This window comes from Paraburkholderia phenazinium (assembly GCF_900100735.1).
In the GTDB taxonomy this organism is placed as follows: Bacteria; Pseudomonadota; Gammaproteobacteria; order Burkholderiales; family Burkholderiaceae; genus Paraburkholderia; species Paraburkholderia phenazinia.
Genome location: NZ_FNCJ01000001.1, coordinates 779,431 through 792,377 on the forward strand (window position 1 = coordinate 779,431; position 12,947 = coordinate 792,377).

The 12,947-nt window shown below is 62.6% G+C and carries 12 protein-coding genes; 11 read left to right on the plus strand and 1 reads right to left on the minus strand.

Annotation, left to right across the window (positions count from 1 at the left end; genetic code table 11):
- Nucleotides 1–7 precede the first annotated feature (7 nt).
- From BLQ92_RS03510 to BLQ92_RS03525, 4 genes are all read left to right on the plus strand, one after another.
- A complete protein-coding gene (locus BLQ92_RS03510) occupies nt 8–937 on the plus strand; it encodes a glycosyltransferase family 2 protein (protein WP_090681699.1) in 930 nt (309 codons plus the stop codon).
- Complete coding sequence (locus tag BLQ92_RS03515) at nt 934–2,235, plus strand: polysaccharide pyruvyl transferase family protein (protein WP_090681701.1); 1,302 nt, start codon at nt 934–936, stop codon at nt 2,233–2,235. The genes BLQ92_RS03510 and BLQ92_RS03515 overlap by 4 nt, the downstream gene beginning before the upstream one ends.
- On the plus strand, nt 2,232–3,494 hold the full coding sequence (locus tag BLQ92_RS03520; RefSeq protein WP_090681702.1) for a glycosyltransferase family 4 protein: 1,263 nt from the start codon (nt 2,232–2,234) through the stop codon (nt 3,492–3,494). Before BLQ92_RS03515 ends, BLQ92_RS03520 begins: the two co-directional genes overlap by 4 nt.
- 98 nt (nt 3,495–3,592) lie before the next feature.
- Nucleotides 3,593–4,786: a glycoside hydrolase 5 family protein gene (locus BLQ92_RS03525; RefSeq protein ID WP_090681907.1), complete on the plus strand. Its 1,194-nt coding sequence runs from the start codon at nt 3,593–3,595 to the stop codon at nt 4,784–4,786.
- A gap of 144 nt (nt 4,787–4,930) precedes the next feature.
- On the opposite strand, the gene BLQ92_RS03530 is transcribed toward BLQ92_RS03525, so the two are convergent.
- Entirely contained in the window at nt 4,931–6,331 is a 1,401-nt protein-coding gene (locus BLQ92_RS03530; protein ID WP_090681704.1) for a GntP family permease, read from the minus strand.
- Nucleotides 6,332–6,643: 312 nt separating this feature from the next.
- Between BLQ92_RS03530 and BLQ92_RS03535 the strand changes: the two genes are divergently transcribed.
- From BLQ92_RS03535 to fae, 7 genes are all read left to right on the plus strand, one after another.
- Nucleotides 6,644–8,170, plus strand: a complete 1,527-nt coding sequence (locus BLQ92_RS03535) for a sigma-54 interaction domain-containing protein (protein ID WP_090681705.1) — start codon at nt 6,644–6,646, stop codon at nt 8,168–8,170.
- Between the two features lie 84 nt (nt 8,171–8,254).
- The gene (locus BLQ92_RS03540; protein WP_425194901.1) at nt 8,255–8,812 is read left to right on the plus strand and encodes a BON domain-containing protein; all 558 of its coding nucleotides are present in this window, start codon (nt 8,255–8,257) and stop codon (nt 8,810–8,812) included.
- 65 nt (nt 8,813–8,877) lie between these two features.
- On the plus strand, nt 8,878–9,189 hold the full coding sequence (locus BLQ92_RS03545) for a hypothetical protein (RefSeq protein ID WP_090681707.1): 312 nt from the start codon (nt 8,878–8,880) through the stop codon (nt 9,187–9,189).
- A gap of 561 nt (nt 9,190–9,750) precedes the next feature.
- Nucleotides 9,751–9,978 carry a hypothetical protein gene (locus tag BLQ92_RS03550; RefSeq protein WP_090681708.1) on the plus strand — a complete coding sequence of 76 codons (228 nt, stop codon included), beginning with the start codon at nt 9,751–9,753 and terminating at the stop codon, nt 9,976–9,978.
- Nucleotides 9,979–10,124: 146 nt separating this feature from the next.
- Nucleotides 10,125–11,324 carry a serine hydrolase domain-containing protein gene (locus tag BLQ92_RS03555; protein WP_090681710.1) on the plus strand — a complete coding sequence of 400 codons (1,200 nt, stop codon included), beginning with the start codon at nt 10,125–10,127 and terminating at the stop codon, nt 11,322–11,324.
- A 117-nt stretch (nt 11,325–11,441) separates the two neighbouring features.
- The gene (locus tag BLQ92_RS03560; RefSeq protein WP_090681712.1) at nt 11,442–11,732 is read left to right on the plus strand and encodes an H-NS histone family protein; all 291 of its coding nucleotides are present in this window, start codon (nt 11,442–11,444) and stop codon (nt 11,730–11,732) included.
- A gap of 621 nt (nt 11,733–12,353) precedes the next feature.
- Nucleotides 12,354–12,878: a formaldehyde-activating enzyme gene (gene fae, locus BLQ92_RS03565; protein WP_090681713.1), complete on the plus strand. Its 525-nt coding sequence runs from the start codon at nt 12,354–12,356 to the stop codon at nt 12,876–12,878.
- Nucleotides 12,879–12,947 lie beyond the last annotated feature (69 nt).

The window sequence follows — 12,947 nt, forward strand, 5'->3', positions numbered from 1 at the left end:
GGGATTTATGACGACCTGTGACTTTCACGCTCCCGTTATTCAACCGATCGATCGGTCGATCGGCGTCGCGCCGCGCATTTGCGTCGGCATCGCGACACGCGGCCGGCCGGCCGAGGTGGCGACGATCGTCGCGTGCCTGCGCGCCCAGGCGCTGCAGCCCGCCTCGATCGTCGTTGCCTGCACCGGTCCCGACGACATTGGCACCGTGCAAGAGGCCAACGACCTGCGCATCGTATTCGTCAAACCGGGTCTGACGCGTCAGCGCAATGCGATTCTCGACTCGATGCCGGCGGACACCGACTATGTTGTGTTCTTCGACGACGATTTCGTGCCGCACCCGGACTGGCTGCGCGAGGCTGCCGACGCGTTCCTGGCCGATCCAGCGCTCGCCTGCATCACAGGTCATGTTGTCGCGGACGGCATTCTCGGCCCCGGCCTCTCGGTCGACGATGCGCGGCGTGCGCTGGCCACCGTGCAGCCGGACCGGCACGGCTGGGTCTCCGATGGCTACAGTCCTTACGGCTGCAACATGGCGTTTCGCGCGTCGGCGGTTGCGACGTTGCGCTTCGATGAACGACTCGTGCTGTATGGCTGGCTCGAGGATCGTGACTTCGGTGCACGTGTCGCGCAGACCCGAGGCCGGCTCGTGAAGTTGGGCAGGGCGCTTGGTGTGCATCTGGGCGTGAAGCGAGGACGCATGCCAGGCCGCCGTCTCGGCTACTCGCAAGTGATGAATCCCCTCTACATGATGCACAAGGGCACGATGTCGCGCGGCGAAGCATGTCTGCAGATCGTGCGCAACGTCGCCGCGAACGTCTCAAAGTCGATCGCCCCGGAGACGTACATCGACAGGCGCGGCCGGCTCGCCGGCAATCTGATCGCGTTCGGCGACGTGCTGCGCGGGCGCCGCACACCGGAACGCGCGGAGCGCCTGTGAACCACGCTTACTTACCTCATCCGCCATCATGGGCGCGCGAGTCGCATGCGCCAAGCGTCGCGCTCGTCAACGTCAAGTACAGCCCGAATCTCGGCGACGGCCTGCTATCGGAATGCCTCGAGGCGGAACTGCTCAGCGTGTTGCCGGAGATCGAGATTCACGTGATCGACCTCGCCGGCCGCACCCGGTATGACCCGGGCACGCGCTCGCGCAAGCCGGTGCTGACGCTGATGCATCACAGCCCACGCGTCGTGCGCCACGCGATCGCGCAATCGCTGCTTGGCTCCAAACTGCGAATCCACCTGCGTCCGCACTGGCGCGCAGCCTTGCACGGCATCGACGCGGTGATCGTTGGCGGCGGCAATCTACTGAGCGATGCGGATCTGAATTTCCCGCTCAAGCTCGATGCGGTGATGGCAGAGGTGCGCAGCCTGGGGCTGCCGACCGCGGTATTTGGCGTCGGCGTGTCCGACAACTGGACGCCGCGTGGCGAAGCGCTATTCCGGCGTGCGTTTGGCGGGCCGGGGTTATTCCATGCGTCGGTGCGCGAGTCGCGCTCGGCCGGGATCTGGCAGCAGCGCTTGAGTCCCGCCGGGATTCGCCCGGCGCAGGTCGTGCATGACCCTGGCCATTTGGTGTCGCTGCATGTTGCGCGCAGTCGCGCGCCGGACGGGATGGGTGCATACGTTGGCCTCGGCCTCACGCATCCGATCGCACTCAAGTATCACGGCGGAACCAGGCATGTGTCCGCCGCCGCGCAGGCGAGATGGTACAGCGCGCTCGTGCGGGCCGGTTGCGTGCGCGGCTGGCGCTTCGTCGTATTTGCGAACGGCAGCCCGGAGGACGAAGCCTACCTTAGCGAACTGCGACCCGCGCTTGCCGCGGCGGGTGGGCCCGGGCAAGTCACGTTCGCGCCGCGTGCTGCGACGCCAGCGGATCTCGCGCGGCTCATCTCCTCATTCGACCTGCTGATGGCCCATCGGCTGCACGCGAACATCACGGCGTTCTCGTATGGGATCCCGCAAATCGGTTTCGCCTGGGACGTGAAACTCGAGACGTTTCTTGCCCAGGTCGGGCGGCGGCATTGTCTCTGCCGGGTGGGCGCCGACCAGGTCGAATCCGTCATCGATCTGGCTGTCCGGCAACTCGGCGAAGGTGTCGATGCGCGGATGCGTCGCACCGTGCTCGACGAAGCCCGTGCGCACGTTGCCGATCTAGCCACCGCACTGACGACGGCGGTATCGGCTTCGCAGCGCGCGGCCGATGCCGCGCCGGTCGCGGTGGAGGCCCGCTCATGACGGGGGCGCTGCCAGACCGGCTCGTCATCGTCAACGACGTGTCGATTGCGCATGGTGGGGCGACGGCGCTCGCTTTGCTCGAGGCGCGCCTGATGCGTGAACGTGGCGTCGCAGTAACGTATGCCACGGGCGACGACGCCATCAACCCCGAGTTCGAGACACGCGGCATCGAGACCGTCGGGCTCGGGCGAGCGCCGCTCTTGCAGGCCGGACCGGCCGCCATGCTTAGCGGCGTGTACAACCCGGACACAGTCAGGATGCTCGAAGCCTGGATCTCGCGCCACGACACGTCGGGCACCATCTACCATGTGCATGGCTGGAGTCAGATTCTGTCGCCTTCGCTGTTCACGGCGTTAGGCCGCGTGCGCGAGCGGACGGTGATCACCGCGCACGATTTTTTCCTCGTCTGCCCGAATGGGGGCTTTGCCGACTATCGCGCGGGTACGGTATGCTCGCGCGTGCCGCTCGGCGTCGCGTGCGTGACGCGGGACTGCGACAAGCGGCACTACGTACACAAGGTATGGCGTACGGTGCGTCAGGCCGTGCAGGCGCATACGCTTCGCTTCGATCCGGCCTTCCCGCGCGTGCTGATGATCCATCCGGCCATGCGTGAACCGCTCGAGCGCGGCGGCATTCCCGCGGCCTGCCTGCAGACTGTGCCGAATCCAGTCACGCCTTGGAGCGACACGCGCATCGCCGCGGAACACAACAACGAATTCGTCTTCGTCGGACGGCTCGACCCGGAGAAGGGCCCCGACCTTGCCGCGGCCGCCGCGCGGCGTGCCGGTGTGCGGCTGGTGATCATCGGCGACGGGCCGATGATGCCGGCGCTGCGTGCGGCTCACCCCGATGTCACATTCTGCGGCAGGCTCGCGCCGGAGGAGGTCGCGCGGCGTGTGCGCTCCGCGCGGGCACTGTTGATGCCGTCGCGTTATCCCGAACCATACGGGCTGGTTGCGGCGGAAGCGATGTGGAGCGGGCTGCCGGTGATTGCTTCGCAATCGGCGCTGCTGGCGACGGATATCGTCGGCTACGGGGCGGGGATGGTATGCGACCCAGCCGACGAAGCGGCGTTTGCCGAGGCGATTGCCCGCATCGCGGGGGACGACGACGCGACGCAAAAGATGAGCATCGCAGGACATACCGCGACGCGCCATTTGGGGTTGTCGCCGGATGCGTGGGCCGAGCGGCTGCTCGCGGTCTTTGCCGATTGCGGACAAACGAATAGTGGCTGCGTAAGGGCCTTTAGAAGTGCATAGGAATGGGGTGTGGCATGCGTAAGTTTGTACTTGTCCTGTGCGTCTTTTCGAGCGTCGCCGGGATTTGCCTTGGATCACCCGCCGCCGCGGATCAAACCATGAGTGCCGATCGATTTGTGGACAGCATCGCGGTCAACACGCACCTCAATTACACGGATGGCGCCTATGCCAAATTGAAGAACGTGAGGGATGATCTGGTCTGGCTCGGTGTGCGCCACGTTCGGGATGCTACGCCCGGAGGATCCGCGCCAATCTCCTCATATGCTTACCTGGCAGATTCCGGCATCAAGTTTGATTTTGTGGTTCGGGACGAGGTTGCTCATGCGCTCGCGCAGATCAAGGTGGCCGAGGCAGCGTCGCGGGGGAGCGTCGAGGCCGTCGAGGGATTTAACGAAATCAACAACTGGCCGATCGCTTATGACGGTCTCAAGGGGGACGCGGCGGGCCTGGCGGCGCAGCAGGCAATCTACGCGTTTGTGCACGGCAATGCCTCTCTGGCCACTATCCCCGTCTACGATCTTACCGGGTACGAAGTCTTGCCAGTCACCACCCGCGCCGGCTCTGCTGACTACGCTAACCAGCATGTGTATCCACAGAATGGGGAACAGCCCGGCTATACCGCAAATGGTGACGCGTGGATAGAGAGGGGGATCAAGGGTGTGGAGAAGTTTGGTCTTCCGGTGGTCATCACCGAGTTTGGCTATTTCAGCTTGCCACAGAGCGGCTGGTACCTGATCGGCGTTGATGAGGAAAGCCAGGCAAAGGGCATCCTGAACGGCTTGTTTGATAGTGCCATTTCCGGTGTATCCAGAATGTACCTCTACGAGCTTCTGGATGAAAAGGCGGATCCGCGCGGGGGCAACGCTGGCATGCACTACGGTTTGTTCGCCTTCGATAATCGGGCGAAGCCGGCCGCAACCGCGCTGCACAATCTTATTTCGATACTCAAAGCAAACGGCAACAGCGCTTCAAACCGGATCGAAAGGGACGGGTGGCGTTATACGTTATCGGACCTGCCGCCCTCTGGCAGACATGTGCTCTTGCGTAAGGCCGACGGAACCTTTGAAATCGCCTTGTGGAACGAAGTGGCGTTTTGGGACCGGGCTAGCGGAAAGCCAATGAATTCGCCTCCCGCAACGGTCCTGGTCGATCTGGGCAGCAAGGCTGCGTGCATCAACCTCTACGATCCGATGCTCGGCCCCGCTCCGATTGAAATACAGCGCAACGTGCAACAGATAAGGGTCGACGTTCCCGATCACCCCGTTTTGCTGGAAGTGGCGTTCCCGAATTAGCCGTCAGGTACACGGATGGTGCCGATCTGGCATCGACTGCGATTCCCTTCAGAAAATGAAAACGGCCCGATCGGCGTAAACCAATCGGGCCACTACGGTCAGGCTGACCATCAACGGGGCTCAGGAGTCAGCCCCAGCGTCCACTCAAACCAGCCCAGTCGTGTAATACACCGCGATCACAAAGAACACCGCCAGCGTTTTGATGATCGTTACCGCGAAGATGTCGCGATACGACTCGCGGTGCGTCAGCCCCGTCACGGCCAGCAGTGTAATCACCGCGCCGTTGTGCGGCAGCGTATCCATCCCGCCGCTTGCCATTGCTACCACCCGGTGCAGCACTTCCATCGGGATATGTGCTGCGGTAGCCGCCTTGATGAACGTATCCGACATGGCAGCGAGTGCGATACTCATGCCGCCCGATGCCGAACCGGTAATCCCCGCGAGCGAGCTGACCGACACGGCAGCGTTGACAAGCGGATTCGGAATGCTCTTGAGCGCGTCGCTTACCACCAGAAACCCCGGCAGCGCGGCGATCACGCCGCCAAAGCCATATTCCGACGCAGTATTGAGCGACGCCAGCAGCGCGCCCGAAACAGCCGCCTTGGTGCCGGTTGCGAAGCGTTCACGCATGCGGGCAAACGCGGTCAGCATGACCAGCACGATGCCGAGCAGCAATGCGCCTTCCACGGCCCAGATCCCAACCACTGCCTTGATCGAGGTCGTGACCGGTGCATGAATGCCCGGCAGCACGTCCGGCGCGACCGTGTACGACGCGCCGTACCAGTCGGGGATCAGCTTGGTCAGGGCGAAGTTCGCCACGCCCACCAGCACCAGCGGCGCCACCGCCAGCAGCGGATGCGGCAGTTGCTTCGACTCGATGCGCTCCGGCTCGTTGACGAGCGACGTGCCGTAGCCTTCGCCCTTGGCCATCGCGGCGCGGCGGCGCCATTCCAGATAAGTCAGGCCGACGATGATGATGAACACTGAGCCGATCGTGCCGAGCACCGGCGCTGCCCAAGACGTGGTCTTGAAGAAGGTGGTCGGGATGATGTTCTGGATTTGCGGCGTGCCCGGCAGCGAATCCATCGTGAAGGAGAACGCGCCCAGCGCGATCGCACCCGGCATCAGCCGCTTCGGAATATTGCTCTGGCGATACAGTTCGGCCGCGAACGGATACACCGCGAATACGACCACGAACAGCGAGACGCCACCGTAGGTGAGCAGCGCACAGACCGCGACGATCACCGCATTGGCGCGCGAGCGGCCGATATAGCGGATCGCAGCAGCGACGATCGACTCGGAGAAGCCCGACAGTTCAATGACTTTACCGAACACTGCGCCGAGCATGAAGACTGGGAAATAGAGCTTCACGAAGCCGACCATCTTCTCCATAAAGATGCCGGAGAACACGGGCGCCACCGCCGAGGGGTCGGTCAGCAACACGGCGCCGAGGGCGGCGATCGGCGCGACGAGAATCACGCTGTAGCCGCGATATGCGGCAAACATCAGAAACGCCAGAGCGGCGAGGACGATTACAAAGGACATTGAGTCTCCAGAACTTGGTTGTTCTACGTGTACGCGCGCCTGATGACGCAGCGACCCGGCCCGCGAATGCAGGTTTCGTGCCAGATGTGCCCCGCCGGTCTCCTGCCTTGCCTGTCGGGCATGGCGCCGGCGCGCGCTGCGAACGATTGTACAGAATCGTCTCAATTTCGGGATGCAAGGTGCCGAAGTGACCGTTGCATCTACCAGAAAGCCTTTATTGACAAGGCTTGCTGGCGATCTCCGCATTGAGATAAGCTTGTCTCCAAATAGAGACAAAACATACGACAAAAGATACTCTGAGACAGCGACAAGATGATGAACGACTGGGCAGGTCTGCCTGCCAACTACAGCGATGTACTGCGCCGGGCGATGGAATCGCTGTTTCGGACCTTCGAGAATTTCAGCGAGGGGACGTTCATTGTCGATGCCGACGCGCGCGTGGTGTGGATCAACAAACGCTACGCAGCCCGCTTCGGCTTTGCCGACCCGCAGCAGGCCATTGGCCGCGACTGCGAGGCGGTGATTCCCAACAGCTTGATGCGCGAGGTCGTCAAGACCGGCAAGCCGATTCTGCTCGATATCCTCGAGACAGACCGCGAGCCGCTCGTGGTCACGCGTCTGCCGCTGAAGGACGAGAGCGGCGCGACGGTGGGTGCGGTGGGCTTTGCGCTGTTCGATGAACTGAAAGCGTTGACGCCGCTCTTCTCACACTACTCGCGCCTGCAGCAGGAGTTGATCGCGACTCGCCAGTCGCTGGCGCAAGCGCGGCGGGCGAAGTACACCTTCGCGAGCTTTGTCGGCACCAGTGCGGCGAGTCTCGAGGTCAAGCGCCAGGGCCGCCGGGCGGCGCAGGTCGATTCGCCGGTGTTGCTGCTCGGCGAAACCGGCACCGGCAAGGAACTGCTGGCGCATGCGATCCACGGCGCGTCGGGGCGCGCCAACCAGCCGCTCGTCACCGTGAACGTGGCGGCGATTCCCGACACGCTGCTCGAAGTTGAATTCTTCGGCGCGGCGCCTGGCGCCTACACCGGTGCGGATCGCAAGGGCCGGGTCGGTAAGTTCGAACTCGCTAATCACGGCACGCTGTTTCTCGACGAGGTCGGCGATATGCCGCTGCCGTTGCAGGGCAAGCTGTTGCGTGTGCTGCAGGACAACGAGTTCGAGCCGCTCGGCTCGAACCGCATCGTGCGTGCCGACGTGCGCATCATCGCGGCCACCTCGGCCGATCTGCCGGCGCTGGTCGCGGCGGGGCGCTTCCGCGCGGATCTGTTCTATCGTCTCAACGTGCTGACGATCCAGGCGCCGCCGTTGCGCGAGCGGCTCGCGGATATCGAATCCCTCGCTTATGCGATGCTCGAAGACCTGTCCACGCGCGTGCATGGCGGCGCTCACTTTGAGTTGCAGGAGGACGCGTTACGCCTGCTGTGTTCGCATGCGTGGCCCGGCAATGTCCGGGAGTTGCGCAATACGCTGGAGCGGGCGGTGATGTTGTCCGATAGCGAACGCATCGATGCCGACGCGCTCGCGCCGTTCATCAGTCCGTTGCAGGGAGGCGGGCGCAGTGCGGTGACGATGCCGTTCGCCCCGGGCTCGGCGGTTTCGCCCGCCGCAGCAGCAAATGCGTTGGGCTCAACGGACGCGCGGTTTGAGGCCGCACAGCGGGGCGCAGAGGCTTCGGCACCTTCGTCGTGGGCCGAGGCGATGGCCGGCTTCGAGAAGCGCTTTCTGAGCGAGGCGCTGCGCGCCAACGGCGGACGCGTGATCGAGGCGGCCGCGCAGATCGGCATGGGGCGCGCTACGCTTTATAAGAAAATCGCGGCGTACGGTATCGAGGTTTGAGCGAGGGCGGCTGAACTGGCGGGCACGCTGAGTTGATGGCGGCGCCTTACGGCGGGTCGTCGTTCGATGCAGTCGGGAGGTGGGATGAAGCTTTGGCTTGTCGCTACGCTGCAGGTGTCGCTGCTAATGCTGAGCGTGTCGCTGCACGCGCAGGGGCAGGAACTCAAGAACTGGTACAACGATCCGTTCTTCGCGCTCTCGCAGGGTTTCGCCGATTGTCCCGTGCCGCTTGGCCCGCTGACGACCCGTGCGCAAATGGAGGACGACGCGCACTACCGGGTCGAGCGCGGCACGACCTGCTGGCTTGCGCACAAGTGCACGAAGCCGAACTCGTACCTCTACGACGCCCCGATCGCCGACGCGATCCGCGCGCATTTCGCCGATGCCCATCGGTTCGACGGCGCCAGCATATGGATCACCGTGCAGCGCCGCTTCGTCTACGCCGAAGGATGCGCGCCGCGTTCGTTCGATCGCCATGCGCTGCAACAGCAACTCGAAGCGATCCCCGATGTCGAGCAGGTCTTCATGCGGATCGGCACGGACATCCGCGGGCCGCTTCCCTACAAAACGCTTGCTGCGCCGGACGCCCCGGTGGGTGACCCAGCAAGCGGTTCCAACGACGCGCCTGCTACTCAGGAGTGACGCAGTGCAAGGCGCGCATGGCACAATCGCTGGGTCGAAGAATTAGATAGGGATCGGGGTCCTCAATGAAACGCAGCTACTCATTCTCTGCACCAACGGAACAGGCAACCCGTACGACCCGCACCCTGCGTGCGGCGCTCGGCGTGGCTGGCGGACTTGCCATGTTCGCGGCACAGGCCGGTTGCAGCAGCAGCCCGCCGCTGTTCCTGTCCGACGGGCGGCCTACCACGCTGGTTCAATGTCCGGAGGGCTCGGATTCTTGTGCACAGCAGGCGCGCGCCAGTTGTGGCGGCCAGTTCGAGACTGTGCGTCAGTCACGCGACAACGGCACGCTAAGCCTGATCTACGCCTGTCCTGTGAAGGCGAACTCGCAATAGTCGCGGTCGTCGTTTCCTTACCCGCTGTCCCTCTCCGGCAGGGGCAGCGGACGCATCGCGCCGGGCTGCCGCATCCCGCCTGAATGGACCGTGCGCTGCCGCTCCCACCTGAATCCGCGCCGAACTCCCCGATACGTTGAAATCATTCGTCGTGTCATCAATGCATTGCACGAGGCAGTCATATTGGAGATGCCTTAATTCCGCCATGACGTTGGCCTCGGAATGAGATGTCATGTTAGATTCATGAATTAGTGAATATTTATTCCTCGAACGAGCAATATCCCAAAGGTTAGCGCTGTTGTTTGCTTTCGCATTACGAGTTATTACAGGCATCGCTTTAGGGATGAACTCGCGTTGGTCCGTGCGGCGGCCAACGGACGCTCAATGCGCGTGCCTTTATCGTTCCTGCTAGAGCGCCACCGCACTCATGCTCCGGTTAAACGGTCAACGCGTTTCAAACAAAGTTAAGCAGAAAAGTTTTCCGGAAGCGGTGAAAGAAGCGCCGAGCGGCGCGTTTCATGCTGTGTAAGTCGACTAGATAAAGTATTCCCGGGGAAGGTAATGGATCACCATCAACTCGAAAAAGACATTCAGCACCTCGAACACGTGATTGCACGGATTTCCGCCACAGACCGCATTCCGTTGTCATATTGGCGTAGCCGGCTCAAATCGGTATCGGACGTGACTTTGCTTCCATCGCAAGCGAGCCGTGTCAAACGCCTCAACGATGCGCTGAGCGCACTCGAGGAGCGGGAAAAACGCGCGCTCAATTCAGCGAATCTACGGTAACGTTTAGCTGACAGCCGGATAATGTTACGTATCATTTTTACCTGATGCGATAACGCGGTCACCGGAACGTCCAGATTTTGCCGATTGTCGGCGGGCTGCCCTCACCTCGCCAACGGTGCGCATGCACCGCTCATTCAGGACTACGGATGCAAAAAGCAGGCTTTTCCCCGGCGAGACTCGCGCAATTGACGGCTGCCATGCATGCCTATGTGGAGCGCGGTGAAGTAGCGGGGGTGGTCACACTGGCGTGGCGGCACGGAGAGATAGCGCAGTTCGAGCCGTTAGGCTGGCGCGACGACGCCGAGCAACTTCCCATGCAGCGCGACACGCTGTTTCGGATCGCCTCAATGACCAAGCCGGTCACGAGCGCGGCCATCATGATGCTGATCGAACAGGACCAGCTCGCGTTGGATGCGCCGGTTGCGCAGTGGCTTCCCGAACTGGCGGCGCCGCGTGTGCTACGCGATGTCTCGGGCCCGCTCGATCAGACCGAGCCGGCGCGTGCGCCGATTACGGTGCTGGACCTGCTCACCCATCGCGCCGGCTTTGCCTACCACTTCACCGCCACGGGACCGATCGCCGAAGCGTACGAGGCCGTCTTCAACGGCGTCGAATCGCAGGCAGGCCCGGACGCCTGGCTCGCGCGAGTCGCGACGCTGCCGCTGATGTTCCAACCCGGCACGCGTTGGCATTACGGCATCGCGACGGACATCCTGGGTGTGCTGATTGAGCGCGTAAGCGGCCTGACGCTCGGCGAGTTTTTCCGCACCCGCATCTTCGAGCCGCTCAGTATGCGCGACACCGCGTTCTCCGTACCCGAGTCGCAACTAGCGCGGCTGGCGACCGCCTACGGCATCCACCCCAGCACGCGCGAGCGAGTCGTCGAGGATCGGCCGGCAACGAGCCGCTGGGCCAACCCCAAGCGTTTTCAAGGCGGCGGTGGCGGGCTCGTCTCCACCGCCGAAGACTATCTGCAGTTTGCCCGCTTGCTACTGGGGCGCGGCCGCGTCGGCGAGACCCGTCTGCTCTCGCATCGCTCAGTCGATCTGATGCGTTCAAACTTCCTGAGCCGCGATCAGCGCCGGGTGCCCGCGTTCGGACAGATTGTCTGGGCGGGCCAGGGCTTCGGACTGGGCTTGTCCATCGTCGACGATCCCGCGCAGCAGTTGCCGCTTGGTTACCGGTCCACTGGCTCGTTCGGTTGGCCAGGTGCGTACGGCACCAGTTGGTTCGCCGATCCGGTGGAAAACCTGATTGGCCTGATGCTGATTCAGCGTCGTGCGGTGGAGCCGTTTCCGATGTCGGTCGAATTCGAGCGCCGGCTGTACGATGCCATTGACGATTGATTGAGCGTCGCGTTTTCGACGCTGTTAAACCGGAAATGCATCAACAGTGCTATCCGGCACTTTTTCGATCTGATAGGGTCACACTGCAGTTATCCAACCGACTGGAGACGACCGTTTATGGCCACTTACAAGCAATTGACTGCGCAGCTCGAAAAGCTTCACAAGGAAGTCGCGCTCGCTCGGGAAAAAGAAATTGAGCAGGCGATTGCCGATATCAAGCAGAAGATTGTGGAGTACGGCATTACCGCAGAGGAACTTGGCTTCTCAAGCAAACGTTCGGGCGCAAAGAAGGCCCCGCTGCCGGCGAAGTATCGCAATCCGAAGACCGGCGAAACATGGAGCGGCCGCGGCCGTTCGCCGGGCTGGCTCAGCGGGAAGAATCGCGACCGCTTTCTGATCACCGACTAGGTCCCGGGTACGGACGGCGTGCTCGCTCGCAGCGTGCTGTCCGCGACAAGTGAAGTGGCGGTGACGTCTTTACGCACCGCCGCATTGGTCCCGAAAACTCTCACCTTTCCTCTTTGCCGCAGCCGCTGAATCCATGAGCGGCTGCGCTTTGCGTTGCGCGATCGTTGCGTGTTCCGAAACACCTCCGTGCAATGTGCATGGTTCGATCACGCGGGTCTTGCGTGTTCTCGCGGACGTTGAAGCATTATTGGTGAGACGTCTGAACGCCTTGTCTGGAAAGGGTTTGCGCGATTGACAGGCGGCTCGCGAGACGCTGTTTGTGCGTCGCCTTAGCGCATTGCTTGAATCTTTCGTGGCTCCTCAAACTAGCCCGGAGTCCAGAATTTCCGGTGCGTGCGCCATGCCGAGACCCATCACCTCTAGCGACTTTTCCACCGTTTGCGCCGCAGGTCCCGAAAACCCTCACCTTAACGGCGAAACCGTTGCCAATGCAGCGATGCGCCTAGGACAAACCCGGAGTTGAGTCCATCTCATACCCCGGATCAAAAAACATCGATTCATGGTCGCTCACCTCGAATAGCACAATCCGCTCATCCACCCAAACCCTTGACGGGATCAGACATGAGCGTATCGACAGAAAAGCAACTCTATATCGGCGAAGGCTTCGAAGGCCCGGGCGTGAACCTCGCGCACATTAACGTATTGGTCGGCCCGCGCAATGGCCCGGCCGGCCAGGCCTTTGCTACCGCGCTGTCGACGCCGTCTGCCGGTCACGCGCCGTTCGTGGTGATCGCCCGTCCGGGTATCCCGACCAAGCCCCTGACGCTGTATGTGAACAAGGCGCAGATCGAAGGCGACTTCCATGGCAACGCCACGTGGGGCGCATCGCAGGCGGGCATCGCCAAGGCGGTGGCCGAGTCGCTCGAGAACGGCACGCTGCCGCCGGAAGCGGAAAACGACTGGGTTGTCGTGTCGGCAAACTGGGTCAATCCGAAGACCGACGATCTCGATGCAGTGTTCGAGAACAACTATCGCGCTTGCAAGAACGCGATCCTCGCTGCGATAAAAGGCCTGCCGCATCGCGAAGAAGTGTTCGCCGCCGCGCGCGAGGTGTCGAACCCGTTCTACACGCCGAAGCAACGTTAAAACACCAAGCCGCTAACACGCCGCCGTTCGCGCGCCATATGAGCTGCGCAACCGCCGTCATTAGCCACC

Bases quoted from the DNA above. Each gene is read 5' to 3' on its own strand.
- BLQ92_RS03555 (WP_090681710.1), top strand. From the start codon at position 10,125: ATGCAAAAAGCAGGCTTTTCCCCGGCGAGACTCGCGCAATTGACGGCT.
- BLQ92_RS03560 (WP_090681712.1), top strand. From the start codon at position 11,442: ATGGCCACTTACAAGCAATTGACTGCGCAGCTCGAAAAGCTTCACAAG.
- BLQ92_RS03535 (WP_090681705.1), top strand. From the start codon at position 6,644: ATGATGAACGACTGGGCAGGTCTGCCTGCCAACTACAGCGATGTACTG.
- BLQ92_RS03510 (WP_090681699.1), top strand. From the start codon at position 8: ATGACGACCTGTGACTTTCACGCTCCCGTTATTCAACCGATCGATCGG.
- BLQ92_RS03540 (WP_425194901.1), top strand. From the start codon at position 8,255: ATGAAGCTTTGGCTTGTCGCTACGCTGCAGGTGTCGCTGCTAATGCTG.
- BLQ92_RS03525 (WP_090681907.1), top strand. From the start codon at position 3,593: ATGAGTGCCGATCGATTTGTGGACAGCATCGCGGTCAACACGCACCTC.
- BLQ92_RS03545 (WP_090681707.1), top strand. From the start codon at position 8,878: ATGAAACGCAGCTACTCATTCTCTGCACCAACGGAACAGGCAACCCGT.
- BLQ92_RS03520 (WP_090681702.1), top strand. From the start codon at position 2,232: ATGACGGGGGCGCTGCCAGACCGGCTCGTCATCGTCAACGACGTGTCG.
- BLQ92_RS03550 (WP_090681708.1), top strand. From the start codon at position 9,751: ATGGATCACCATCAACTCGAAAAAGACATTCAGCACCTCGAACACGTG.
- BLQ92_RS03530 (WP_090681704.1), bottom strand. From the start codon at position 6,331: ATGTCCTTTGTAATCGTCCTCGCCGCTCTGGCGTTTCTGATGTTTGCC.
- fae (WP_090681713.1), top strand. From the start codon at position 12,354: ATGAGCGTATCGACAGAAAAGCAACTCTATATCGGCGAAGGCTTCGAA.